A 24,593-nucleotide genomic window follows, 5' to 3' on the forward strand; every position below is an offset into this window, starting at 1 on the left:
GTGTATCAATAGACAAGCTCGGCCCCTCGGTTGCAGGAAAGCCGAGCTCCGACTTCCGCTTTCGCGAGGTCGATGCCCAGCAAGTTCAGAAGCAGGTTGACTGCGGGGTCGAGCAAAGGAGCGAGCGCATCCGTGATGATGGTCTTCACGGTGCTGAGGAGGCCACTCACGAGGCTCAAGGTGCCGTTGAGGAGCGGTCCGAGGATGCCGCTGGTGGTGCTTGAATACGGCTGGATTTGTATGCCGGCCAGTGTGGGGCCTAGGCTCTGGACCAGCGATTGAGCACTGATCGGCTGGAATGAAGGATCAGGACTGGAACCGTCATACGGCGCGGCGTCGATCTCGGGCAGGTTTGCGGCAGCGGGCGCGGTGTAGGTCAAGGTGCGGTTGCTGGCGCTTCCCCCTACGTCCGAATTGACTACCAGCCCCAAGCCCGAAATGATGTTCTTCTTGGCACTCGTTTCGTCGTTCACGAACGTGCCGGCCGCATTCTTCCATTTCTTGCCGAAGCACACCAACGAGAGCAAACAGGAATCGTATTTGGCTTCGCGATAGCCGATCTCCAGAATCTCCACCGGCTCCGCCGTTGCAGGCTGCGAGGAGGAGAGCGCATTCGACACCTTTCCCACGTTGATTCGGGCAAGGCTGGTGGATGCATGGGCGTTCAGTGTCTTGCTGGCGTTCAACCCGCATGTGTGACCAGTGACCAGGGCGGCGCCGTTGCCCGAACTGATGCTGATATCGATAGGAGTAGCGAGCGGTGTCGTGTAGATGACCTTCATCGGCGCGCAGGAGGGAAAGATTCCACCGCAGGCAACAATGCCGATGAGGTCCGGAACGAAGTTATCGAAACCCGGTGTTGTGACGCTGTCCAGAAAATTGGCAAGCGGAGCCAGTGCGCCCAATGCAGCGGATGCCACGTCCGAAACAACTGTTGCCAGCTCACTCAGGTCCAGCGAAAGCAACAATCGAATCTGCGCCGTTCGCACATAGATCTTGTTGGGATCGTTCACGCCCAGACTTGCGTTGATCAAGGAAGGATCCCCGACCGCCGAAACTTGTGGTGCCTCGATTGCACGAACCTTGGCGGTGACACCGGCAACCCCGGGAACATTCACGGGAAGATCGGCGGCCAGCGCGTTCTTGCCATTCGCAAGCTGCACCACACCCTGAGCGAGTTGAAAGAGCTGCAAGTCGGTCTGCAAACCCGCGGCATCGGTGCCGGTAGCGATGTTCAGCAGTTCGCCGACGGTGAGGGGCTGAGGCGACCCAGCCGATGCTGTCAGAAGTTGCTGCAACGCCTGCACCGCAATACTGGCGCTGGTGCCCCCGCGTTCCATGACCGTGATCATGCTTTGCAAAAGGATGCCGGCGTTCACATCGGTGCCAAGCACTTCGTCGTAGTTGGCGGTATTGATGTTGAGATCCAGCTTGAGCTGATCGAGAAAATCGAGCAGCTTGATGTTGGAGTCGACCAGCCCTTGCCAGCCGGCGACCGACACATCGAGCGAACCGCCGAGCATGCCGCGGAACAGTGCGTTCAAAATCAGCGAGCGTTGGGAGTCGATGGCTGCGATCGTGCTGCGGATGCTCAGTGAAGCGAGCGGCTGCTTCTTGGCCGCGAGTGCTTCGACGCTGATGGCGAAAGACTGATTGCCGGGGAGATTCGGCAGCAGAGATGGCGCGCTCCTGGTAAGCGTCACCCGCACGGCATTGAAGATCTGCCCGCTCTCGGGCGTGCCAAAGTGAAGGGGCGCTGGTCGCAGGGTCGGGTTCCAGTTGCCGCATTGGACTTCTGCTGCTGTTACCGGCGTCAGCAACTGCGGCATGTTTTTTCCACCATTCGTAATTGCTGCGGTGGTTGCCTCGCCGCAGCTTGCGGGCAGCAAGGCCTGCGCACCCGCCAGCGCCGCAAGATCCGCCGTCTTCTGAAGCTCGCGTTTCAGAAAGAACATGTAGCCCAGTTCAACGCCGACAAGCACGATGACCAGAAGGCTCAACGCGATGGTCGCAGTGATGACCACCGACCCGCCTTGCCGCCGTGCTGTTCTTCGATGGAGTGCCCGCATCGTTCGCATCTGTCTATGAAGAAGATCTGGCGGCCGTGGCCTTGCCAAGCAGGCGCTCGGGCATCCAGCTGCCGGTGAGCGGAACGGGTGGCAGCAGTGGATTGGCGCGGTAGGGGTAAGTCACCTTCACCGCAACTTCTCCAAGCGAAACAGTCACTTCGGGAGGGATGCCTGCCATCTTTTCCCGCAGCCAGTTTTCTTTTGACAGAGGGGCGGCGCCCACGGAGGCGGGGGTGATCATCGAGAGTGCCAGCGAGCGGTAGACCGCCGTTCGAACATTCGTTTGCAGATCTGCGGCCGGCGTGTCGCTGCGGAAAGATTGAGCGGCTCTCGCGCCATCTTCAGCCGCGCGAGAGATGACCTGCTGAACGTACAAGACGCCGCAGAACGTCACGAGGCCATAGATGCCGAGGAACAGAACGCCGAAGACGAGTGCAAACTCGATGGCGGCAACGCCTCGCTGGCGGTGAGCCATGGCCCGTTCGAGTTTCAGCCGGCCGAACTTCACAACGACCTCCCGTCGAGCAGCATGCTGGCCTGGCCCGCAATCCGGGCGGGGACCGCAAAACTCGGAATCGCGGGAAACAACGCGTCGAGCCCGCTGACGGCGACGGTCACAACCACCTGGCACCGGTTGTTCCATTCCGGGCCGCAAGTGGGTGCAGCCTGCGAGCAGTCGTCCGTTCCTGCCATGCAAATTCTTGCCTCGACATTCCGGTTCGCTTTCAGGCCCGCAGGCAACCAGTCGCTGCGCGCTGTCGCAATGTCGTTTGCCTTGGTTTTTCTGGCTTCGAGATTGCTCTGGTAACGCAGCCCCGCTCGGGCACCGTCTTCCGCCGCGTTCTGCAGGCTCATGCGCACGGTCAGCAAGAAGCCATAGCAAATCACCGCGTACAGCAGTGCAAAGATGATCAGGAACACGAACGCAAACTCGATCGCGTACACGCCGCGTTGGGCGCGCTCGGACTTTGCGTGGTTGCGTGTTTCCATCGTGGTTTTCTGCTTTGCGCGGCGAGGATCGGCTTGTTGCCTACCGGCCTCCGGAAGAGGAATCGCCGCCGCCGCTCTTCGATTTCGTCACCGTCGAACCCAGGTGTTCCGGAATCGGATGCTCGAAGCTCTTGATGTAGCGCTCATAGCTTCGGTTGGCCACGCTGCCGGCGATGGGCCGGGGTGTGCGCGAGGCGATTTCTCCGCTGCGCTGCCAGGCGAGCAGGTTCTGCGTCGCATCGCCCATGAGCAGCGGCGGCGGCGATTCGAACGCTTCGGCCTCGGCCTCCTGCGCCTTCGGGGGCTGCGGCGCCTGCGGTACGGCTTGGGCCGAGGCGGCGGTCGCCATGAAGAAGAGTGCGGCCGTCAGCGCGATCCGCTCGGCAAGCTGGTGGTTCATGGTGTACCTCGCGAGGTCGAGTTCAGTGAAAGCGGCGCTTCAGGCGCGGAGGGCGAAGGATTGGTCTGGCTCGCGGTTCTCATGCCGCCCGCGCCGCTCCACCGCGACGGCTTGAGCGCAAGGGGCGCCACAACGGGTTCGACGCGAGTTCCCGCCGCCGCGGCAGCAGCAACGGGTGCGGGTGCGGGTGCGGGCAGCCTGCCCGATGCACGCATCTGCAACGCCGCTTCGCGCACGGCCAGGCGTGTCGGCTGCGGCATGCGGTGGGCGTCCATCAGTGCTGCCGCCCGGTCGGGCTGGTGGGTCACTTCCAGATAGAGCGCAAGGTTGGCTTGCGCCTGGGTGCTGTCGGGGCGCAATTGCAGGGCCTGCATCAGCGGCAGCCGGGCTTCCTCGATCTGGCCGGCGCCCAGGTGCGCGTAGCCGAGGTCGCTCAGCAGCAGCGCATCGGTCGGGGTGCGGCGCTGCGCTTGCACAAGCAACTGGACCGCCTCGGCATAGTTGCCGCGCATTCCCGCCAACAGGCCCAGCCCGCGGTAGCCCGCACTCGCCAGCGGCGTGGCCAGCAGGCGCTTGTAGGCGGCTTCGGCGGGCGCGGCCTGCCCAGTCTGGCGCAGCGCTTCGGCGCGCGTGCGCGTGGATTCGGGCGACACGCCCCAACGCTGTTCCAGGGCGTCGATGTGCGCGAGCGATGCAAACCACAGGTCTTCCTTCTGCATCTGCTCGACGAGCTTGAGATAGGTGGCCTGCGTGTCCACGGCCGCTCCGGCCTTGGTGTCCGCGGCGGCTTCGGCGGCCATGCGCTGCTGCGCATCGGCGCTGGCGGCGTACTGGTCCTTGAGGCCGGCGCAGCCGGCAATGGCGAGCGCCGCTGCCGCCGCGCAGGCGATGGCCAGCAAGCGGCAAGCAGGGCGCGGGCTTGCGCAGAGGTCGAGTGGCTTCTTCATTTGGCGGCGGCTCCCAGTGAACGGAAGATGGCAAGAAATGCCGGCCCCGCCGTGACGATGACCAATGCCGGCAACAGCGTGGTCACCATGACGGCGGTCATCTTCACGGTGATCTTTCCGATGCGTTCCTTCATTTCGGAACGCCGGTGTTCGCGCAGCCGGTCGCTGAAGATGCGCAGCGGCTCCTGCACGGCGCCGCCGTGCTTGTCGACCTGCACCAGCAAGGACACGAGCCCGCGGAGGTTCTCGTTCTTGTGCAGGGTTGCGAGGCGCTGCAACGAATGCTCGCGGCTGCGGCCGCGGCTGTACTGGTTGTTGGCAAAGGTGAGCTCGTAGCCGAGCACGCGCAGCACATGCGAGAAGTCGCTGGCCATGATCTGCAGGCTCTGGTCCAGGCTCAGTCCCACGCCTTGCAGAAGGCGAAGCAGGTCGATGAACAGCGGCAGCTCCTGGTTCACCCGCTCGCGGCGCTTGGCGGCAAAGCGGCCGAGCACCCATTTGGGCGCCATGAAGCCGATGACGAAGGCGGCCGCCAGCACGATGGTGACGGTGCGCTGCGGGCGGCCCGCGCTCCACAGCACGTAGACGGCAAAGGGAAGAAGGAAGGTGAAGAAGATGCGGGTCACCAGAAAAACCAGCTGGGCCCGCTTGGAGGACAAGCCGCATTGATCAATGAGGTTCCGGTCCTCGTTGGCCACGAGTGCGCGGCCGATCCGTGAATCGAGCCAGTGAAACGGCAGCTCGATGTCGGACTTTGCAGAGGCGTTGAACACGTCGGCCGCATCGGCGGACGCCGCGGATCCGCCCGGCGCCGTGGTGACCTGCTGGATGGCGCGGCCGATGACCTTGCCGCTGCGCGTGCGGCGCAGCTCGGCCGCGATCAGCGCGCCGGCACCGGCCATCAGGCCCAGGGCCAGCAACGCCAGGCTGATGATCGCGAGCTGATGGGTGGTGAAGCTCATGTGAGTTTCGCCAGCCGGTAGAGAAGCGCCGCACCGAACAGCTGAAAGCCTCCCGCGGAAAGGACCATGACGCGTCCGGTCCCGTCGTTCCACATTCCCATGAAGTAGCCGGGATTGGTGAGGATGAAGAAGGCGCCCACGCTCACAGGCAGCAACCCGAGAATCCAGGCGGAAAGCCGGGTTTCGGACGACAGGGCGAGCAGCTCTTGCTCGGCCTGCTCGCGATCGCGCATGAAGTTGCCCACACGCTCCAGCAGCAGGTCGGAGCGCCCGCCGTAACGCACGCCCAGCCCGAGGATGGACGCCAGCAGGAACATTTCCTCGATGCGCACGTTGCTGGCTGTCTGGTGCAGGGCGCGATCGAGATCCATGCCCGCGCGCACCAGCGATGCAGAGCGCTCCAGCTGGCCCCGCAGCGGCGCCTCGGTGGTGGCAATCGCAAGCTGGAATGCGGCCTGAGTGGAATTGCCGATGGTGATCAGCCGCACCATCGCATCGATGTACGCGGGCAACTGGCTCACGAGCTTGCGGCGGAACTTCTGCACGCGCAGCCAGAGCGCGAAGACCGCCAGAACAGCCAGCAGCACGAGCGCGCTCAGGCCCGATACCCAGCCGGCAAGCAGGCCGGCGAGTGCGGCTGCCGCCGCGATCACGGCCAGCCCCAATGCGGCTGTGCGCGGAGCAATCACGCCGATCAGCCATTCGGGCAGAGCCTTTTCAAGCAACCCGGCGGGTGCCGCGGCCGCAGTGCCTGCGTCGGCGTTGAGCCACGGGTCCGAGATCACGCTCGCCATGAGGTTGTCGTTGGCCGGGTCCCGCAAAGGCATGGGCATCCGCGCCGGTGCATCGGCTCCGGTGCTTGCCTGGATCTGCTGGTTCAGGTGCCGAGCGGCCGCTTGGCGTGCCTGGCGGCCCTTGGCCCATTGCCACAGCAGCAGCCCCCCGGCTGCGAGCAGCAGCGCGAGGCCGGCCACCGCGAGCAGCATTTCACGCACGGTTGTTGTCTCCCTGCTGTGCGGCGCGTGTCAGCGACTGCCGGAAGCGCGTGATCTTGGGCGAATGCGGCGCAATGCCGAGCGACACCCAGCGGTCGCGCTCCTCGCCGTCGGGCGATGCAATGGGCTCGTAGCGGTAGAGCTCCTGCATGGCCACCACGTTGTCGTTGACGCCCGTGACTTCGCTCAGCGAGAGGATGCGGCGCTGGCCGTTCGAAAGGCGTCCGATCTGCACGATGAAATCGATGGCATTGGCAATCTGCCGGCGCAGGCTCACTTCGCTTCCCTGGTAGCCCGCAAAGCCCGCGAGCATTTCAAGGCGGTACAGGCACTCGCGCGGCGAACTGGCGTGGATGGTGCCCATCGAACCTTCGTGGCCCGTGTTCATCGCCTGCATCATCTCGATCACTTCGGCGCCGCGCACCTCGCCCACGATGATGCGGTCGGGCCGCATGCGCAGGCTGTTGCGCAGGAGGTCGCGGATCGACACCACGCCGGTGCCGTCGAATCCGCCGGGGCGGCTTTCGAGCCGCACCACATGGCTGGTGCCGAGCGAAAGCTCGGCCGTGTCTTCGATGGTGATGACACGCTCGCGCGGCGGGATGAAGGTGGCCAGCGCATTGAGCAGCGAGGTCTTGCCCGAGCTGGTGCCGCCGCTCACCAGGATGTTGCAGCGCGCGCGAACGGCAATCTCCAGCAGCTGCGCCATGCCCGCGTCGAAGGTGCCGAGCTTCACCATGTCGGCCGGCGTGAGCGGTTCCTTGCGGAACTTCCGAATCGAAACCGAGAGTCCGTCGATCGCCAGCGGTTCGATGATCACGTTGATGCGGCCGCCGTCCGGCAGGCGCGCATCGACCATCGGGTTGGATTCGTCCAGCCGCCGGCCGAGCGGCGCGAGAATGCGGCGCACGATCCGCATCACGTGCTCCGCATCGGCAAAGCGCACCGTCTCGCGCTCGAGCATGCCGTGGCGCGACACGTACACGTTCTGGTAGCCGTTGATCAGGATGTCTTCGACGGCCGAATCGTTGAGCAGGTCTTCCAGCGGCCCGAAGCCCGCAAGCTCCTTGGTCAGCGCGTCGGAGATGAGCTGCATCTCGCGGTCGTTGATCGGCACGCGGCGCAGCCGCACGAAGCTGTCGACCTCCAGTTCGACGAACTGCTGGATCGAGGCGCGCGACCAGCGGCCGAACTCCGCGCCGAGCTCCTCGATGCGGCTCAGCAGATGGTCGTGCGTCCAGCTCTTGATGTCCTGGAACTGCTGGGAGTTGATGAACGCCTGGTCGTCGTCGGCGAATTCGAGATCGTTGGACATAAGGGCGGTTCAACCTTCGCTAGAGCTTTTCCAGAGGCCGGCGATTCGCGGTAGTCGTGCCGCCCAGCGGGATTCCTTGGCCGGTGGCTGGCCTGTGCCGGCCATGAGTTCCTGGTGCAGGCCGCGCGCCAGCTCGGCCACGGCTTGCGAATACGCGTCGCTGCGCGCCGTGCGCACCAGCATTTCGCCGCGGCTTGCCGCCGCCAAAAGTTGCGTGCTGCGCGCCGGCACCACGTGGTGCAGCGGCAGCTCGAGCCGCTCGGCGACGTCCTTGGCCGACAGGCCCACGTGACTGTCGAACTTGTTGACCACGAGCGACAGCCGCTCGGTCTCGACGCCGCGCGTGCGCAGTTCCTTGAGCATGGTCGCCGTGGAAACGATGGCGCCGATGCTCTGGTCGCACACGACCCAGCTGCGCGGAGCCGCCTTCACGGTCTGGGCGACGAAGTCGAGGGTCGAAAAGCCCCCGAGGTCGGCGATCTGGAAATCGAAGAAATCGCCGAGCCGCTTGATCAGCGCCACCGAATCCGCATGCGAGATTTCGCGCACCTGCGCAAGGCTCGCGGGGAGCGGGAGCACGGCCACACCGCTCGCGTGGTGGGCCAGCGCGGTGTGCAGCAGCGTCTGGTCGAGGCGTCGCAGGTTGCGCACGCCGTCGACAAAGCTGAAGCCGCTTTGCGTGTCGAGATAAAGAAGCCCGTCGCGGGCCGGAAGCCCGAGGTCGAGCAGCGCGACACCGCCGCGCGCGTTGCGGCCAGACTGAGGCAGGGCCGCGGCCTGGCCCAGCTGGTCCTTGAGCACGAGCGACAGGCTGGCCGCGAGCGTGGTCACGCCGATGCCGGCGCGGGCGCCCAGCAGGGCCAGCGTGCGTCCGCGCGTGCGGCCCGGCACGCTGCTCTGGCGATCGAGCAGCTTGCGCAGCGTGTTGATCGCATCCGCCGGCGGCGCGACCATGTCCACGAAGTCGTCCACGCCGGCGCGCAACGCGGCGAGCATGGAAGCGGGCTCGGCCGAAACGCCGATGGCCAGCACCGGGAGCGTCGGCCATTCGCGCTTGAGGCGCTGGTGAAGCTCGCTTGCCGCGGCTGCGTGGTCGCCCGAAAAATCGAGAAACACCGCGGCGGGACCGAGCATGGCCATGCGCTCGTCCAGGGACTTGGCCTCGGCGGGAAGGTTCACCACGGTGCCCAGCCCGGCAAGGGCATCGGTCAGCCAGGTGATGTGGCCGCTGTTCGGCGATGCGAAGAGAAAGGTCTCGGCACCGATCTCTGGGAGGCTGTCGCGAGGAGCGTTCATGGCTTCTGCCACCGGATCTGTGGGGTTTGTTTCAGTCAACGTGAGAAGCCCGGAACAGTGGTGCCTGAAGCCGGGCCGAGAAGGTGAGCGCCCCACACGGGCCCGTCCCGCTGTTCGGCGCCCCCGGGGAGGTACGGGCCGAGATCGGTGCCTCGCGCAATGGGCTTCACCAGGTGCGGCGTGACGATGATCACCAGCTCCTTCTCGCTCATCTGGTACTTGTTCTGCTTGAAGAAGGTGCCGAGCACCGGTATGTCGCCGAGCAGCGGAACCTTGTCGGCATTCGACGTGGTGGTGCGGCTCACGAGGCCGCCGATGATGAAGCTCTCGCCGTCGCCGAGTTCCACCGTGGTGTCGGCGCGCCGCGTGCTGATCGCGGGTACGGCCACGCCGCCGATGCTGAGCGAGTTGGTGTAGTCAAGGTCGCTGGCCTCCGGCGCCACCTTGAGCACGATGCGCTCGTTCGAGAGCACAGTCGGTGTGAGCGTGAGGCCGATGCCGAAGGGCTTGTATTCGATGCTCGTGGTGCCCAGGCCCTGGGGCGCCGGCACGGGAAGTTCGCCGCCCGCCAGAAAGCTCGCGCTCTGGCCCGACAGCGCCACCAGCGTCGGTTCGGCGAGCACGCGGGCCATGCCGTTGCCCTCGAGAAAACCCACGTTCAGGCCGATGCCGGCCTTGCTGAAATTGAACAGAAGACTGAAGGCTTGTGCGAGCGGATTGTTGTATTCACCGCCGATCGAACCGTCGGTTCCGAACGTTGCGGAGCGCAGCGACGACGGACCGAACACGCCGAAGCTGAAGCCATTGGAGTTGGCGCGTGTGCTGAAGATGTTGAGGCCGGCCTGCTTGAGCACGCTGCGGTTGAACTCGACGATCTTGACTTCGACCTGCACCGTGTTGCTGCGTACGTTGACGACGGAGCGGTCGTTCAACGCCGACTTTTCTCCGCCGGCCGACATGGCGGCATCGCGCGCCTCCTGGTGCGCTTCCATGCTGTTGAGCGAGCCGCTGAGCGTGGAGGTGCGGCGCCGGACTTCGAGCGCATAGACGATGGCGTTGGCCTGGCCCTTTTCCCAGACCATGAGTGTGGTGCGGCCGGCCGCCTTGCCGGTGACGATGAGGCGCGCCGCCGGCGAGTTGGGCGATTGGCGCGTGAGCGCAACGCCGGCCACGGTTTCGTCGGCAATGGCCATGCGCTCGATGCCCTTGCCGATCAGCAGTTCCTTTTGCGTGCCCGCGTCGATCCGCAGTGGAAGCGCAGCACGCGCAGGCGTCGCCTCTGCCTCGGCCGCCGTTGCGGCCGCCACCGGCCAGACGCCCAAGGCCAGCAGGCTCAGCACCGCGAGCTTCGGGCGCATGGAACGCGCCGTGCCGGTTGTTTTCGCGCGTGGGGCGATCGTCATGGTGTTCGTTTCCTGGGTGGCGTGCATCTGCGTGCCACTTGTTGCTGATCAGTAGTTGATGGTTTCGCTGCGGTCGCCGCGAATGACCTCGACCTGCAGCCCGCCGCGGGAGCCGCCGGTGCGGACCGGAGGATTTGCGGCGGCGGCTGCGGCTGCAACGGTTGGCATTCGCGAGGTGCCCGGCTTGCCGCCTGTCACGAAGTCGGCGGCGGTCATGCCGGCCTGGGCGCGGTCCAGGCCTTCGAGCGGGGCTCTGCGGGCTTCGCCGGCTTTTGGGGGCATCGGCTGCAAGGCCGTGGGCAGTTCGGCAAAAAGCTTCGGGTCGGGCTCCGACAGGTCGGTGGGATTGCGCAGCGCCAGAAGCAAGCGGCCGCTGTTCTCGGCGAGCGTCAACCGGTTGATGTCGTCCACGGGCACCGCGAGCACCGCGGTGCGGGCGGCCTCGGCGCGCTGGGCTTGCTGGTGGGCTGCGCCGTTCTTGTCCATTCCGGAAGGCATGCCGTCGATGGAAGCGCCGCCATAGGCCAGCACACGCTTGCGCGACAGGAGCAGGCGCGCCTGGCTGCGGTCGATGTCCTTGCCGTCGGACTTGAGCATCAGGAAGACATCGACGAAGTCGCCGGGCCGTACCTTGTTGCCCACGCCCATGACCTCGTCGGCCTTGATGGCGACAGCCCGTTCGCCTTCGCCGACGCGCAGGGCCAGGCCGGAAACCAGTTGCCCTTCGACGAGTGGCGTGCCCTCGCCCAGGTCGATCACCGGCACCCGGCCCGCGAGCTGCGCCGTCTCCTGGAAAGCGCCTGCAGGGTTGATCGTCAGGCGTTCGACGCGAAGCGCGTCGGCCGGGATCGCCCCACCCGCGGGCAGCGGCTTGGACGCCACGACGACCCGGAAGGTTTGCGCCTGGGCTGCCTTGGCCGGGGCGAGGGCCGAAGGGGCGACCGCAACGGGTGGTGGCGGCTGCCGGCTCAGCAGCCATGCATAGCCGCCGAGCACGAGGGCCAGGAGCACGAGGATGGCGGCGATGATTTTGGTGAGATTGATCATGGGCGGCAGGTCAAGGAAGGGGGCAATTCGAGAGTCATCGATGAACAACTCGTGGTGACGGAGCGGTTAGCTGCCCTGTCGACCCCAAACCATCCACACCGCGGCGGCCAGCGCGAGGTAGGCCGCATAAGGAATAAATCGAACCCGGGTTGGCGCCGGCTGGCCTTGCGGCGAAGACGAGGGCCCGAAAAGCACCAGCGACAGCCGGGGAAAAACGGGCCAGCGCTGAAGAGCGAGCCACAGTGCGGCGTGAAGACCGGCCAGGAGGCTGCCGATGAGCCATACCGGCGGCAGCGCCGAAAGGCCGACCCACAGCCCGAGCGCTCCGGCGAACTTCACGTCGCCGGCTCCCATGACCCGGAGTGCATAGAAAAGCAGCAGAAACCCGAAGCCGACGCCTGCGCCGAGCAGGGCGGCAGTCCAGTCCTGCTCGATGGGAGCCATTCCCGTCGACAGTGCCGCAAGAGCCAGGAAGGCTCCTGCAAGCACAAGCCAGTTGGGAACGCGGCGCTGCCTGAAATCATAAATGGCAATGAAGAGCAACCAGATCAAATAGGCTGACGTCATTGCTTTTTTACATACCTCAAGTAGCAGCGGTTGCAATGGAGGACTTGATGTCCGCCCATATGCTCGCCAAGCTGGCGCCGATCCCGCCCGGGCCGGTAATGGCGGTAATCATCACAACCGAAATCAGCCCCGCAATAATTCCATATTCAATTGCAGTAGCACCTTCTTCGTCACGCAAAAAACGAGTAATTGAGCTGAGCATGATTGACCCTTTTTGAAAGTTGTTAACAACGGCTGGCAAGGTGAATGTTATACAGCGTAACTCCGTGTATCAAGGCGGCCAACCCGGGCGACGCGGCGTTTCGTGTGCTAGCAAGGAGGCGTAAGCACGATAGCGGCCAACCCGTTGCCGCGATCGCGAAAGTTCTCGTGCCGGAGGGGGTAGGCCTTCTGGAGATGCGCTGCTCCCTCTGTGGTGGCCGCCTCCTATCCCATGAATGAGGGATGCGCGCTACGGCCGCGCGGAACACGCAAAAGAGCCTTGTTACGAGAACAAATGGGTTACGTGTTACGTAACAAAGGAAATGTGAAGCGAGATGTAACGCCCCAACTTTGGCATTCCATCTGAGACATAAGTCACATTTCTGGGCGCAACCTCGTCGCCAGCAAAGCGCAATCGGTCGCTCAGCCGAGTACTTCTTCGTAAAAAAGTTTCCACTCACCGCTTTGACGCAGCCAGTACTGGCGACGTGTGCGCCCGCTTTTTTCGCCCTCGAACACCTCGCCGAAGGTGGCGACCATGGTGTCGTCGCCGTCGCGCCAATGCAGGTAGGACGCGTCCTTGAACTGGACGCGCTTGCCTCGGGCGTATTCCACTTCATCGCGGAGAACCGAAAATCCTTCGATGGATTTTTTATTGTTGTTGCGCTGGAAATCCGGCAAATAGAATTTCTTCAATTGCGCTTCATTGCCCGTGGCCCTGGCGTCTTTCCAGGCTGCGACGGTGCTTGCGAAGGTCTGGGCTTCTTTTTCGGCTTGCGGCGGAGTGATCCATTGCAGGCTGTCCGCCGTCACCACCGGGGTGGCGCCGATCTGCACCTTGCGCAGCAGCTGCTTCAGGTCGGGGTTGGCCATGACGACGCAGCCGTCGCTGGCCAGCGGAGCGCGGGCGAACTGCTGGGGCGGGGTGCCGTGCAGCCAGATGCCGCCGCCGGTCTTGCCGCGCCGCACGTCATAGGGGTTGGGGTAGTTGATGGGAAGCGCGCCGGCGCCATAGAAGTCACGCAGCGACTTGGGGTCGAGGCTGCTGGTGATGTAGTACACCCCGAGCGGCGTGCGCGCGTCGCCCTCGGTGACCTTGCCGATGCCCGATTTGCCTACGGAGACGTAGTAGTCGGCCACGAGCTGCAGCCCCTTGCCGGAGTTCTCGAGCAGGTAGAGCCGCGAGCGCGAGGCATCGACCGCAATGGCATAGCGGCTGCGCGCGGACAGCGCCAGGAACTGGGACGGCACGCTGCCGGCCGGCGGTCTTTCGCGCAGGGCCTGCAGGCGCCGGCGCGATTCCTCGCGCAGTTCGGCCATGGCCGGATCGCCGCGCAGCCGGGCGATGCCGGAGGCGTCGGAGAAGGCGTGCGCGGGCGGTACCTGCGTTGCGAGCAGGTCGGCGTACACCAGCTGGGCCAGCTGAAAGTTGGGATGGTCGCGCACCAGCTCGCGAGCCTTGGCCAGCGCCGGCCGGGCTTGGCCGCGGCCGAACAACTCGTAGACCGCAATCAGGCGGGCCTCGGCGCCGCTGGCTTCCTGGATGGCGGCTGGCGACGGTGCGGCTGCCTTCCGCGGCGCGGACCTGGCCGCGGTTCCTGCCGCCAAAGCCTTCTTTGACCTGGCTTTTGCCTCCCTGCTGGTGCCCTGTGGGGCCGCGCGGCTGATGCCGGCCTTTGCGTGGGCGCTGCTGCCGGTCTTCGTCTTCGTGCCGCCAGTCTGGGCCGACGCATCGGCAGCGCCGGGCGCGGCCAGCAACAAGGCCGATGCCGTGACGAGTGCGGCCAGCATGTTTTCGCCGTGCCGCAATGCAGGGTTCTGTGGCCGGCCCCGCCGGACGATGCCCGCCACTACCCGCCGACGCTTTCCTTGCGGATCTGCCATTGGTTGCCGGAGCGCTGGAGTTCCAGCGTCTTCCGGCTCGAGATGTTGAGGTTGTCGGCGCGGTAGATCTGTCGGAACTTGGCGGTTGCGGCCTGCCCGTTGACGTGGATCGCCAGGTTCTCGATGTTCACGCTGATGCTCGACTTGCCGACGATGCGCGCACGGCGCTCGTCTTCCCAGCTCTTGCGGCTTTGCCCGCCGGCCGGGTTGAACTCTGGGCCGTACGCGGCAAGGTAGCGGTCCATGTCCTGGCCCGCCCACGCGGCAGCCCATCCACGCACGGCCGATTCAATCTCGGCCGTGGAAGCGGGAGACGCCGCAGCGGAAGGTGCAGGCGCGGAGGACACCGACCCTTCGGGTGCCTTGGCGACCACGGCGGGCGGCGGCGCCACGGGCACCGGCGCGGGGGCAGCTGCCTTGGCGGTGGGCACCGGCGCAGGTGCGGTTGCGGGTGCAGGAGCAGCGGGTGCTTTCGCGACCGCTGCAGGTGCAGGTGCAGGTGTAGGTGCGGGTGCTGCAGCAGGTGCGGTCGCCTTCGCAGCCGCAGGGGCTGCCGCCACGAGCGCGAAGGGCTTGGCGCCAGCCGGCGCGGGGGTGAAAAGCGTGCGAATCACCGCCAGCTTGGGCTGCACGGCCGTGTTGTTCTGATCAAGTTGCAAGGCCTTGCTGTAGGCTTGGCTGGCCAGGCGCGCGTACACATCGCCCAGGTTCTCTTGCGCCGTGGCATAGCTCGGGTTGGTGCGAATGGCGCTTTCGAGCGCGCTGCGCGCCTTGTCGAACTGGTTCTGGCTGGCGTAGATCACCGCCAGGTTGTTGTACGGCTCGGGCAGCTCGGGCGCGTCTTGCGTGAGTTGCGTGAAGGCCGCGATGGCCTCGGCGCGCTTGCCGGTGTCGAGCTGGATCACGCCCTTGAGGAAACGCATCTGCGGATCCTTCGGCTTGTCCTTCAGGAAGGCATCGGCGCGGCTCGCAGCCTCGTCGAGCTTGCCGGCCTGCATGAGGCGGTCGACCTCGTCGTGCTCCGCCGCGGCGAGCGCAGGAAGTGCCATGCCGCAGGCGGTGGCCAGGAGCAGGGCGCGCACGGCAGGGGAAAAGCAGAAACGGGCGCGCGGGTGGGGGCTCTTGGGCATTGCGGACAAGACCTCGTAGGAGGGAAGGGGAGATGCGGCAGGCATTGTAAGTGGGCGGGTAACCTTCGGACACAGTGTTCGAAGGCTGCTAATTCACCAACTGACGACTTGCGCAACGCAGCATGATCATGTAACGTTGTGTAAGCGAATTGTCAGCAACTTCCCAGTCCCTTCATTCCCTGGAGTCATCTTGAAGATCACCAAACGCCGCTTGCTCGAAAGCGGCGCAGCAGCACTTGCCGCGTCGCTTTTTGCGCCGGGTTCCTTGGCACAGCGCTCTGCAACCAGCGCGGCCGGCGGCGACGCATGGCCGACCAAGCCTGTTCGCATCCTCGTGGGCTTTCCCGCCGGCGCATCGCCCGACCTGGCGGCCCGCGCCATCGCGGAGCCGCTGTCGAAGATCCTGCGCCAGCCCGTCACTGTCGAGAACAAGCCGGGCGCGAGCGGCAATCTCGTGGCCGACCAGGTGGCCAAGGCCACCGACGACCACACCCTCGGTGCGCTGATCAACGGCAATCTCACCATCGCCAAGCTGCTGAACCCCAAGATCAGCTTCGACCCCGAGAAAGATTTTGCGCCGGTCGGCATGATCGGTACCGCGCCGCTCGTGCTCGTGGTGTCCGGCAACGCGACCGGCACGACCGCGGCCGATCTGCTGCTGTGGACGCGCAACCTCAGCAGCAGCGGAAAGTACGGCACGCCGGGCGTGGGCACCGTAGGCCATTTGGGCATGGAGCTCATCAAGAGCCGCGCTGCCATCACCGCGCAGCACAAGCCCTACACCGGCAATCCGCAAGTCATTGCCGGCCTGCTGTCGGGTGAGATTCAGCTGGCATTGCTGCCGCCGGGCCTGGCCATGCCGCATGTGAAGTCGGGAAAGATCAAGGCCATTGGCGTGACGTCGCCCGAGCGCAGTCCTCTCGCCAACGAGTTGCCCACGATTCGCGATGCCGACGTGCGCGGCGCCGACCTCGAGATCTGGACCGCACTGGCCGCACCCGCGGGCATGAAGCCGGCGGCCATTGCCAGGCTCAATGCGGCGCTGGTCGAAGTGACCAGCTCGCCCGACGTGAGCCAGGCCTTGCTGAAGACCGGCTGGCAGGCGCAGCCGGGCACACCCGATGCACTGGCCAAGCGCATGCGCTCCGACACGGCGCGTTTGGGCGGCGTGATCATCATGAAGGGCATCCAGTCGGAGACTTAGGACGCCCCCCGAAGCGCCTTCGGCCCTTCCCCCCACTGGGGGGCGCACCCGGCGGCCCGGCAAAGCCGGTTCCGCGGGTACGCTGGAATGGGCCGCTTTCTCTTACAGCAGTTGAGAGACCTTCTTCGCGGCATTCATCAGTGCCGGCAATATCGTCTCCTGCATCGCCTTCGCACTGGTGCGGTTGGCCTGGCCGCTGATGTTCAGTGCCGCGACCATGCGGCCCTGGCGGTTGACGATGGGGGCGGCCACGGAGATCAGGCCTTCTTCCAGCTCCTGATTCACCAGGCACCACTGCTGCCGGCGCGCCTGTGCCACCTTGGCCATGAGCGCTTCGAGGTCGGTCACCGTGTGTTTGGTGAGCGCCACGCGCTCCGAGGCTTCGAGGCGTGCGCGCACCTCGGCGTCGTCCAGGTCTGCGAGCAGCAGCCGGCCGAGCGAGGTGCAGTAGGCGGGGAGCCGCGAGCCCACGCCCAGGCTGATGCGCATGATTTTCTGCGTCGGTACGCGCATCACGTAGACGATGTCGGTCGCGTCCAGCACGGCGGCCGAGCAAGACTCCTGCACCTCCTGCACCAGCGCTTCCATCACCGGCTCGGCGCGGTTCCATATCGGCATCGACGAGAGATACGCAAAGCCCAGGTCGAGGATGCGCGGCGTGAGCGTGAAGAGCTTGCCGTCTGTCACCACGTAGCCGAGCGTCTGCAGCGTGAGCAGAATGCGCCGCGCGCCGGCCCGCGTGAGGCCGCTCGAAGCCGCCACTTCGCTCAGCGTCTGGTGCGGAGCACTTTCGCTGAACGAGCGAATCACCTGCAGCCCGCGCGCGAACGACTGCACGTAGCTGTCGCCGGGGGCGGGTGCCTCGGGGGCCTTGGTTTTCTGGGCGTGGGTTGCCATGCGGGGTGATCCTCTTTAGAATTCATTATACGAACAAATGTTCTTTAGACGAACAAAAGAGCGGTTCACGAAATCGATCAGTTCATCGGTTCGTTCGTTGGTAAGTTCGTACGGTCGTTCAAGCGGATTGCCCGCGGCTCGCAGGCAGTCCGGTTTCTTTCTTCATTCCCGGAGACAAGCTTCATGATCAACAAGATCGCGCGCTCGGTCGCCGATGCCTTGGCAGGCATCCAAGACGGCGCCACGGTTCTCATCGGCGGCTTCGGCACCGCCGGCATTCCCGGCGAACTCATCGACGGCCTCGTCGAGCAGGGCGCCAAGGACCTCATCGTCGTCAACAACAACGCCGGCAACGGCGAGACCGGCCTGGCGGCGCTGCTCAAGGCTGGCCGCGTGCGCAAGATCATCTGCAGCTTTCCGCGCCAGGCCGACAGCCAGGTGTTCGACGGGCTCTACCGCAGCGGCAAGCTGGAGCTCGAGTTGGTACCGCAGGGCAACCTCGCCGAGCGCATTCGCGCCGCGGGTGCTGGCATCGGCGCCTTCTTCTGCCCCACGGGTTACGGTACGCAGCTTGCCGGAAACCGCGAAACGCGGGAGATCGACGGCAAGCAATACGTGCTCGAGTACCCCATCCACGGCGACGTGGCACTCATCAAGGCCGAGCGCGGCGACCGTTGGGGCAACCTGGTCTACCGCAAGGCCGCGCGCAACTTCGGGCCCGTGATGGCCATGGCCTCGAAGAAGACCATTGCCACCGTGCACGACATTGCCGAGCTCGGCACGCTCGACCCCGAGAGCATCGTGACGCCGGGCATCTTCGTGCACCAGGTGGTGCGCATCGAACGCGTGGCTACGCAAGCCGGCGGCTTCAAGAAGGCGGCATGACCATGAGCAGCACTTACCAACGTCGTACCAAGGACCAGCTCGCCGCCCGCGTGGCGCAAGACATCTTCGACGGCGCCGTCGTCAACCTCGGCATCGGCCAGCCCACGCTCGTGGCCAACCACTTGCCGCAAGGCCGCGAGGTCATCCTGCAAAGCGAAAACGGCATTCTCGGCATGGGCCCCGCGCCCGCGGCCGGCGAAGAAGACTACGACCTCATCAACGCCGGCAAGCAGCCCGTCACGCTGCTGCCGGGCGGCTCGTTCTTTCACCATGCCGACAGCTTCGCGATGATGCGCGGCGGCCACCTCGACATCTGCGTGCTCGGCGCGTTCCAGGTGTCGGCCACGGGCGACCTCGCCAACTGGCACACCGGCGAGAAAGACGCCATTCCCGCGGTCGGCGGCGCGATGGACCTGGCCATCGGCGCCAAGCAGACCTGGGTGATGATGGATCTGCTCACCAAGCAGGGCGCGAGCAAGCTGGTGCAGGAATGTACCTATCCGCTCACCGGCATTGGCTGCGTCAAGCGCGTGTACTCCGACCTCGCCACGCTCGAATGCACGCCGCAGGGCCTGAAGCTCGTCGACCTCGCCGAAGGCCTCACCCGCGAAGAACTCGAGAAGCTGGTCGGTCTGCCGATCGCAGCATGACCCGTTCAACCATTCACAGAGACACAGCCAAATGACCAACCAAGCCTTCATCTGCGACGCCGTTCGCACCCCCTTCGGCCGCTACGGCGGCTCGCTCAGCAGCGTGCGCACCGACGACCTGGGCGCCGTGCCCTTGCGCGCGCTGATGGAACGCAACAAGAACGTCGACTGGCAGGCCGTGGGCGACGTGCTCTATGGCTGCGCCAACCAGGCCGGCGAAGACAACCGCAACGTCGCGCGCATGTCGGCGCTGCTCGCGGGCCTGCCGCTCGAACTCGGCGGCGCCACCATCAACCGCCTGTGCGGTTCGGGGCTCGACGCCGTGGGCACCGCCGCGCGCGCCATCCGCGCCGGCGAAGCGGGCCTGATGATCGCCGGCGGCGTGGAGAGCATGAGCCGCGCACCCTTCGTGATGCCCAAGGCCGAGAGCGCCTTCAGCCGCAACAATGCGGTGTACGACACCACCATCGGCTGGCGCTTCGTCAACAAGCTAATGAAGGCGCAGTACGGCGTCGACTCCATGCCCGAGACGGCCGAGAACGTGGCGACCGACTACAAGATCGGGCGCGAAGCGCAAGACCTGATGGCGCTCAACTCGCAGCTGCGTGCCGTGGCCTCGCAGAAGTCGGGCTTCTTCGACGCCGAGATCGTGCCCGTGAGCGTGCCGCAGAAGAAGGGCGACGCGATCATCGTCAACAAGGACGAGCATCCACGCGAAACCAGCCTCGAGTCGCTCGCCAAGCTCAAGGGCGTGGTGCGCCCCGACGGCACCGTCACCGCGGGCAATGCCAGCGGCGTGAACGACGGCGCCTGCGCGCTGCTGCTGGCCGACGAAGCCAGCGCCGCGAAGCACGGCCTCACGCCGCGCGCCCGCGTGGTCGGCATGGCCACCGCCGGCGTCGCGCCGCGCGTGATGGGCATCGGCCCGGCGCCCGCCACGCAGAAGGTGCTGGCGCTCACCGGCCTCACCATCGACCAGATCGACGTCATCGAACTCAACGAAGCCTTCGCAGCCCAAGGCCTCGCCGTGCTGCGCCTGCTGGGCCTGAAGGACGACGACGCGCGCGTCAACATCAACGGCGGCGCCATCGCGCTCGGCCACCCGCTGGGCGCCAGCGGCGCGCGCCTGGCCACCACCGCGGTGAACCAGCTGCACAAGGGCGGCGGCCGCTACGCGCTGTGCACGATGTGCATCGGCGTGGGGCAGGGCATTGCCGTGATCCTCGAACGCGTCTGACCGGACCTTCCGATGCCGCCGCTGCACCCGTCGAAGTTCTCGCATGCAGTGGCGGTGTCGCTCGTCTTCCTGGTCATGCTCTGCGGGAACGTGTCTGCCGTGGCAGGGGCGCCGGCAAGGCCTCTGAAGTCCGCGCCGCAGTTTTCCGACTACCCCGGCACGGGAGGTGAGCAGCCTCGTACCGCTGACCCTGTCGCACTGCGGCTGGCCAGTTCGTCGACCCGGCGCTACGCGACGCTCCTGCGTCAAGAATTCGGCAAGCCGGCAAACTTCGCGGGTCATCTGAGAGTGGCGCAGTGGGGATGCGGAACCGACTGCCGAAACTTCGCAGTCCTCGACCAGAAGACGGGCTCCGCCTACACCCTTCCTCACGCCGAGGAAATTTCCGGCGTCATGGGCAACGGCGACGAGCGCATCGAATTCAGGCATGACAGCCGGCTCTTGATCATTTCAGGAAGCATCAACGATGGAACCGCGCCGGGCAAGTTCTACTATCTCTGGACTGGCAAGCGGCTCCAACGAATCGGCTCGATGCCTTTGGCTGTCGAGCCGATCCAGAATCCTTGAAGCACCAGAGCCGTTGCCGATGAAACTGGGGCCGCGCTTCGGTGCAGCCTGTCGATAGGGCATCATTGCGGTCGCGTCCTCGCGCGAAGGAGAAATCCGTGCCGTCTTCCACCGACTACGAATCGATGTTCGAGTTTGCGCCGATGTCGCTCTGGCTCGAGGACTACAGCGGGCTGCGCCAGCTGTTCGATTCATGGCGCAGCGCAGGCGTCGTGGATCTGGTGGGCCACCTGAACGCCGAGCCCGGGCATGTGCGCGAATGCATGGCGCAGCTGCGGGTGCTGAGCGTCAATCAGAGCACGCTCACCTTGTTCGGCGCGCCAAGCCAGGCCGACCTGCTGTCCCGGCTCGACAGCGTCTTTCGCGACGACATGAGCGCCCCGGTGATCTACGAGCTGGATCAGCTCTGGCGCGGAAATCTCTGCTTCGACAACCAGACGGTCAACTACGCGCTGGACGGCCGCAGGCTCGACGTGCACGTGCGCGTGCAGATATTGCCCGGACACGAAGCCTCGTGGGATCGTGTGCTGGTTTCATCGGACAACATCACCGAGCGCGTGCGCGCCGAGCAACTGCGCCGCGAGAGCGAGCGCTACGCACGCGAACTGTTCGAGCATTCGCCGGTGTCGTTGTGGGTGGAAGACTTCAGCGCGGTCAAGACCCTGCTCGACGACGTACGCAAGCGGGGCATCAGCGATTTCGCGACCTTCATCAAGGTGCACCCCGAGTTCATCACGCGCTGCATGCGCGAAATCCGCGTGATCGACGTCAACCGGGAGACGCTGCGCATGTTCGGCGCGGCCGACAAGAGCGAGTTGCTGGACAACATCGCCGGCATCTTTCGCGACGAGATGCACGACTCCTTCGCCGAGCAGTTGCAGGACCTCTGGAACGGCAAGATGCTGCAGCAGCGGGAAGTCATCAACTATGCGCTGGCAGGCGACCCGCTGAACATCCACATGCAATTCGCGGTGCTCCAAGACCGGCTCGGCACCTGGGATCTCGTGCTGGTGTCGCTGATCGACATCACGGCCAGGAAGAAGGCCGAGGCCTATCTCGAATACCTCGGCAAGCACGACGTGCTGACGCAACTGCGCAACCGCGCCTTCTTCTCGGAAGAGCTGAACCGGCTGTCGCGCAAAGGCCCGTGGCCGGTGTCGGTGCTGGTGATCGACATGAACGGCCTGAAACCCGTCAACGACGAGGAAGGACACGCGGCCGGCGACGCGCTGCTGCGCCGCGTGGGCGAGGTTCTGAGCAAGGCGGTCGACGAGCCCGGCTGGCCCGCGCGCATCGGCGGCGACGAGTTCGCCGTCGTGCTGCCGAAGACGGACGAGCGCGGCGCGGAGGCAATGCGCGATCGCATCGCTTCCATGCTCGAACTCAACAACCAGTTCTATGCAGGGCAGAGCGGGAGGGTGCTGAGCCTTGCGGTCGGCGTGGCGACCTGCGAGGCCGGTGACTCGCTCGACGCGGCCTTGCAGCTTGCAGACCGCGCGATGTACGAGGAAAAGACCCGCCACTATCGGGAAAGCGCGACGGATCGCCGCCGCTCTTGAGGCTCGCCCTGAAATCTGCTATCGGAAGACCGCGCTGCCCATCGGCGTTGCAGCCGATGTCACGGCGGCCCTCTTCAGAAAAGTAGGATCCATTCGCCGCGAAGGTATCGATACTGGTAGCTCGGTCCCGAAAAGGTGGTGCTGCGGCTGTAGCCCGCGTTGAAACGGAAGACCTGCGATCCTCTGACGGGGCTTTGCAGACTCAGGTCCAGCAGTTTCGTGGGCTGGCTCAGATCGTGATTGATCTTCTCGTTGCCCAGCCCGGCCGTGACAGCGGCGGTCCACCCTTGGAAACGGTACCGCCAGGCGACCGCCAGCATCGACTCGCTGTAGTTCTTCGGATTGAAATAGGCCCGGTCGACGTCCTCGTGGCTGCTTCGGTACGTTCGAAAGCGCGCTTGCAGGGTCAATCCCAGATCGAGTGAGGGTTGATAAATCAGCCGCAGGCGGCCGTGGTCGCGTCGATTGCCGTCCGAAAAATACTGCTGTGCGAGCAGCCCCACCAGAGTGAAGTGGTCTCCAAGCCCTTGATCGACCGCAGCCCCGACAAATGAGAAGTCGATTCCCCGGTCCAGCGATTTCGGGGTTTCGACCCAGTCGCGCGTCACGAGAAACTCTACCGCCGTACTCTTGGTCGGCGACAAGCGGTAGCTGCCGTCGAGGGTGAGCAGCGAATGCCCTCCCTGCTGAAACACGCCCGCCTCCAGCGCACCGCCGTCTCCGGTCCTGGTTTCGATGGAACGGGCAAGAAACGAGATCTTCCGTCCGGCCCTTCGCCAGTCGTCCTGCTTGTATTGATAGTCCCCAAGCCGGAATCCCAGGAAGCGATCGGCGTTTTCAAAAGCGGGAAAAAACTCCACGGACACTCGCCGCGATTGAAAATGATCGCTGTCGTTGGTCAGAAAGAACTCCGTACCAAAAGCCATGGCGGGTGTTGTTTCGTCGCTTTTTTTCTCCTCCCCTCTGCAGGGAGCAATCAGCACCATGAACCCCAGAAGGCCGGCGCACAAACTTCTCGACGCCGCGCTCATTTCGTTCCCCAGGCCTTGGGCCTTCTGAACAGCTCGTCCAAATAGCCGAGCACGCTGGCCGGCTGCAGCAGCAGGCTGTACAGCAGCACGTAAACAATGAATCCCTGCACGTTTTTCCGCACGACCAAGCCTGTTTTCTTGAACATTCGCCGCTCGATCGAAAACATCAGAAGACTCAGTGCGAAAGCAGCCGGCAGCAGCGCCAGGGTCATGAGCCCCACGATCCAGTAATAACCGAAGACGGCAAATATCAACCCCGGTATGAATCCGATGGTGAACGCCAGATCGAGCCAGGGAAACAGCAGGTTCCAGTAAATGAAAAAGGTCGACAGGCGCGACTTGAGCAGGATTCCGGGATGCTTGACGAAGGCTTCCGTCATTCCCCGGGCCCATCGCTGGCGCTGCTTGACCAATTGCTTGATGGTGCTGGGCACGTTGGTGAACAGGCATGCATCTTCGCAGTGGCCCACCCGATAGCCGGCCTTCAGCAGGGCCCACGTGAGGACGATGTCTTCCCCCACGCATTCAGGCCACCCGCCAACCTCGATCAGTGCGGCCCGGTCGTAGACAGAGAAGGCACCCTGTGCCACCAGGGTGCCCTGGAACAGCGATTGCACGCGCTTGATGGCGGAAATGCCATGGAAGTAGTCCCATTCCTGGCAGCGGGTGATCCAGTTTTGCCGCGAATTCCGAACCAGGATTTTTCCCGCGACGGCCCGCGTATTGGGCGGATCGGCCCGATAGCGCTCGACGATGCTGGTGAGCGCCCCTCGGTATAGAAAAGAGTCGGCGTCAACGGTCACGACGAGGTCGTGCAGAACTTCCTTGAACCCGAGGTTCAGGGCGCGAGCCTTGCCGCCGTTCTTTTTCAGATCGACGAAGCTCAGCCATGGGTACCGGTCCAGGGCACGCTGGACGACAAGAGACGTGCCATCGGCCGATCCGTCGTTGATCACGACGACCTGCAATTCACCAGGGTAGTTCTGCTGATCGATGCTGACCAGCGTCTCCTCGATGGAAGCTTCCTCGTTGTATGCGGCGATCAGGATCGATATGGCCGGATAGACAGACAGCGGGCGGTGCGGCGGCCTCTTGTCGAGCATGAGGCTGATGGCCAGAAACGCATTCATGAAGCCCGGAATGATCGCGATGCCATACACCAGGAAAATAGCCAGGGCGGCACCGATATGCAGTTGCAATTCGGCCATCCAGGGCCCCGCAGCCCATATCGAAAATCCCATCCAGGCGCTGGCGCCGATCAACGCAATAAGAAATTTACCTGACACAGGCAGGTAAATCATCGACTGCACTGCTTTCTCGCCGTCTTGGTTCATACCGCCCTCGATAGTTCCAAGAA

The 24,593-nt window shown here is 64.9% G+C and carries 24 protein-coding genes; 6 read left to right on the plus strand and 18 right to left on the minus strand.

Features of this window, described 5'->3' with window-relative positions:
• Positions 1–5 precede the first annotated feature (5 nt).
• The 15 genes from QFZ42_RS01160 to QFZ42_RS01230 all read right to left on the minus strand — a co-directional run bounded on the left by QFZ42_RS01160 (position 6) and on the right by QFZ42_RS01230 (position 15,206).
• Positions 6–2,078, minus strand: a complete 2,073-nt coding sequence (locus tag QFZ42_RS01160; RefSeq protein ID WP_307699189.1) for a TadG family pilus assembly protein — start codon at positions 2,076–2,078, stop codon at positions 6–8.
• A gap of 4 nt (positions 2,079–2,082) precedes the next feature.
• Complete coding sequence (locus QFZ42_RS01165) at positions 2,083–2,577, minus strand: TadE/TadG family type IV pilus assembly protein (RefSeq protein ID WP_307699190.1); 495 nt, start codon at positions 2,575–2,577, stop codon at positions 2,083–2,085.
• Positions 2,574–3,059 (minus strand): TadE/TadG family type IV pilus assembly protein, encoded by a 486-nt coding sequence (locus QFZ42_RS01170; RefSeq protein ID WP_307699191.1) that lies wholly within the window; start codon positions 3,057–3,059, stop codon positions 2,574–2,576. Before QFZ42_RS01170 ends, QFZ42_RS01165 begins: the two co-directional genes overlap by 4 nt.
• Positions 3,060–3,099: 40 nt before the next feature.
• Positions 3,100–3,459 carry a DUF3613 domain-containing protein gene (locus QFZ42_RS01175; RefSeq protein ID WP_307699192.1) on the minus strand — a complete coding sequence of 120 codons (360 nt, stop codon included), beginning with the start codon at positions 3,457–3,459 and terminating at the stop codon, positions 3,100–3,102.
• On the minus strand, positions 3,456–4,406 hold the full coding sequence (locus QFZ42_RS01180) for a hypothetical protein (RefSeq protein WP_307699193.1): 951 nt from the start codon (positions 4,404–4,406) through the stop codon (positions 3,456–3,458). The genes QFZ42_RS01175 and QFZ42_RS01180 overlap by 4 nt, the downstream gene beginning before the upstream one ends.
• The gene (locus QFZ42_RS01185) at positions 4,403–5,368 is read right to left on the minus strand and encodes a type II secretion system F family protein (RefSeq protein ID WP_307699194.1); all 966 of its coding nucleotides are present in this window, start codon (positions 5,366–5,368) and stop codon (positions 4,403–4,405) included. Before QFZ42_RS01185 ends, QFZ42_RS01180 begins: the two co-directional genes overlap by 4 nt.
• Positions 5,365–6,354 carry a type II secretion system F family protein gene (locus QFZ42_RS01190; protein WP_307704140.1) on the minus strand — a complete coding sequence of 330 codons (990 nt, stop codon included), beginning with the start codon at positions 6,352–6,354 and terminating at the stop codon, positions 5,365–5,367. Before QFZ42_RS01190 ends, QFZ42_RS01185 begins: the two co-directional genes overlap by 4 nt.
• Position 6,355: 1 nt before the next feature.
• Positions 6,356–7,678 carry a CpaF family protein gene (locus tag QFZ42_RS01195; protein WP_307699195.1) on the minus strand — a complete coding sequence of 441 codons (1,323 nt, stop codon included), beginning with the start codon at positions 7,676–7,678 and terminating at the stop codon, positions 6,356–6,358.
• Between the two features lie 9 nt (positions 7,679–7,687).
• The gene (locus tag QFZ42_RS01200; RefSeq protein ID WP_307699196.1) at positions 7,688–8,974 is read right to left on the minus strand and encodes an AAA family ATPase; all 1,287 of its coding nucleotides are present in this window, start codon (positions 8,972–8,974) and stop codon (positions 7,688–7,690) included.
• Positions 8,975–9,009: 35 nt separating this feature from the next.
• Positions 9,010–10,332, minus strand: coding sequence for a type II and III secretion system protein family protein (locus tag QFZ42_RS01205; protein WP_307704141.1), 1,323 nt, complete (start codon positions 10,330–10,332; stop codon positions 9,010–9,012).
• A 93-nt stretch (positions 10,333–10,425) separates the two neighbouring features.
• On the minus strand, positions 10,426–11,424 hold the full coding sequence (cpaB, locus tag QFZ42_RS01210; RefSeq protein ID WP_307699197.1) for a Flp pilus assembly protein CpaB: 999 nt from the start codon (positions 11,422–11,424) through the stop codon (positions 10,426–10,428).
• A 66-nt stretch (positions 11,425–11,490) separates the two neighbouring features.
• A complete protein-coding gene (locus tag QFZ42_RS01215; protein ID WP_307699198.1) occupies positions 11,491–12,027 on the minus strand; it encodes an A24 family peptidase in 537 nt (178 codons plus the stop codon).
• Positions 12,008–12,193, minus strand: a complete 186-nt coding sequence (locus QFZ42_RS01220; RefSeq protein ID WP_307704142.1) for a Flp family type IVb pilin — start codon at positions 12,191–12,193, stop codon at positions 12,008–12,010. Before QFZ42_RS01220 ends, QFZ42_RS01215 begins: the two co-directional genes overlap by 20 nt.
• Before the next feature lie 422 nt (positions 12,194–12,615).
• Positions 12,616–14,076 (minus strand): L,D-transpeptidase family protein, encoded by a 1,461-nt coding sequence (locus tag QFZ42_RS01225; RefSeq protein WP_444875724.1) that lies wholly within the window; start codon positions 14,074–14,076, stop codon positions 12,616–12,618.
• Positions 14,043–15,206 (minus strand): nuclear transport factor 2 family protein, encoded by a 1,164-nt coding sequence (locus QFZ42_RS01230; RefSeq protein ID WP_307699200.1) that lies wholly within the window; start codon positions 15,204–15,206, stop codon positions 14,043–14,045. Before QFZ42_RS01230 ends, QFZ42_RS01225 begins: the two co-directional genes overlap by 34 nt.
• A gap of 190 nt (positions 15,207–15,396) precedes the next feature.
• On the opposite strand from QFZ42_RS01230, the gene QFZ42_RS01235 reads away from it, so the two are divergent.
• Positions 15,397–16,410 carry a Bug family tripartite tricarboxylate transporter substrate binding protein gene (locus QFZ42_RS01235; protein ID WP_307699201.1) on the plus strand — a complete coding sequence of 338 codons (1,014 nt, stop codon included), beginning with the start codon at positions 15,397–15,399 and terminating at the stop codon, positions 16,408–16,410.
• A 102-nt stretch (positions 16,411–16,512) separates the two neighbouring features.
• On the opposite strand, the gene QFZ42_RS01240 is transcribed toward QFZ42_RS01235, so the two are convergent.
• Positions 16,513–17,307, minus strand: a complete 795-nt coding sequence (locus QFZ42_RS01240; protein WP_307699202.1) for an IclR family transcriptional regulator domain-containing protein — start codon at positions 17,305–17,307, stop codon at positions 16,513–16,515.
• Between the two features lie 183 nt (positions 17,308–17,490).
• On the opposite strand from QFZ42_RS01240, the gene QFZ42_RS01245 reads away from it, so the two are divergent.
• The 5 genes from QFZ42_RS01245 (at position 17,491) to QFZ42_RS01265 (ending at position 22,205) form a co-directional block, all read left to right on the plus strand.
• On the plus strand, positions 17,491–18,192 hold the full coding sequence (locus QFZ42_RS01245) for a 3-oxoacid CoA-transferase subunit A (RefSeq protein ID WP_307699203.1): 702 nt from the start codon (positions 17,491–17,493) through the stop codon (positions 18,190–18,192).
• Entirely contained in the window at positions 18,189–18,842 is a 654-nt protein-coding gene (locus tag QFZ42_RS01250; RefSeq protein ID WP_307699204.1) for a 3-oxoacid CoA-transferase subunit B, read from the plus strand. Before QFZ42_RS01245 ends, QFZ42_RS01250 begins: the two co-directional genes overlap by 4 nt.
• Before the next feature lie 31 nt (positions 18,843–18,873).
• Positions 18,874–20,079 carry a 3-oxoadipyl-CoA thiolase gene (gene pcaF, locus QFZ42_RS01255; RefSeq protein ID WP_307699205.1) on the plus strand — a complete coding sequence of 402 codons (1,206 nt, stop codon included), beginning with the start codon at positions 18,874–18,876 and terminating at the stop codon, positions 20,077–20,079.
• Between the two features lie 12 nt (positions 20,080–20,091).
• On the plus strand, positions 20,092–20,646 hold the full coding sequence (locus QFZ42_RS01260) for a hypothetical protein (RefSeq protein WP_307699206.1): 555 nt from the start codon (positions 20,092–20,094) through the stop codon (positions 20,644–20,646).
• A 125-nt stretch (positions 20,647–20,771) separates the two neighbouring features.
• The gene (locus QFZ42_RS01265; RefSeq protein WP_307704143.1) at positions 20,772–22,205 is read left to right on the plus strand and encodes a sensor domain-containing diguanylate cyclase; all 1,434 of its coding nucleotides are present in this window, start codon (positions 20,772–20,774) and stop codon (positions 22,203–22,205) included.
• A 74-nt stretch (positions 22,206–22,279) separates the two neighbouring features.
• Here the strand turns inward: QFZ42_RS01265 and QFZ42_RS01270 are convergent, their stop codons facing one another.
• Positions 22,280–23,236 carry a hypothetical protein gene (locus tag QFZ42_RS01270; RefSeq protein WP_307699207.1) on the minus strand — a complete coding sequence of 319 codons (957 nt, stop codon included), beginning with the start codon at positions 23,234–23,236 and terminating at the stop codon, positions 22,280–22,282.
• Positions 23,233–24,570: a glycosyltransferase gene (locus tag QFZ42_RS01275; RefSeq protein WP_307699208.1), complete on the minus strand. Its 1,338-nt coding sequence runs from the start codon at positions 24,568–24,570 to the stop codon at positions 23,233–23,235. Before QFZ42_RS01275 ends, QFZ42_RS01270 begins: the two co-directional genes overlap by 4 nt.
• Between the last annotated feature and the right edge of the window lie 23 nt (positions 24,571–24,593).

Origin of the sequence: Variovorax paradoxus (assembly GCF_030815855.1) — a bacterium.
In the GTDB taxonomy this organism is placed as follows: Bacteria; Pseudomonadota; Gammaproteobacteria; order Burkholderiales; family Burkholderiaceae_C; genus Variovorax; species Variovorax paradoxus_M.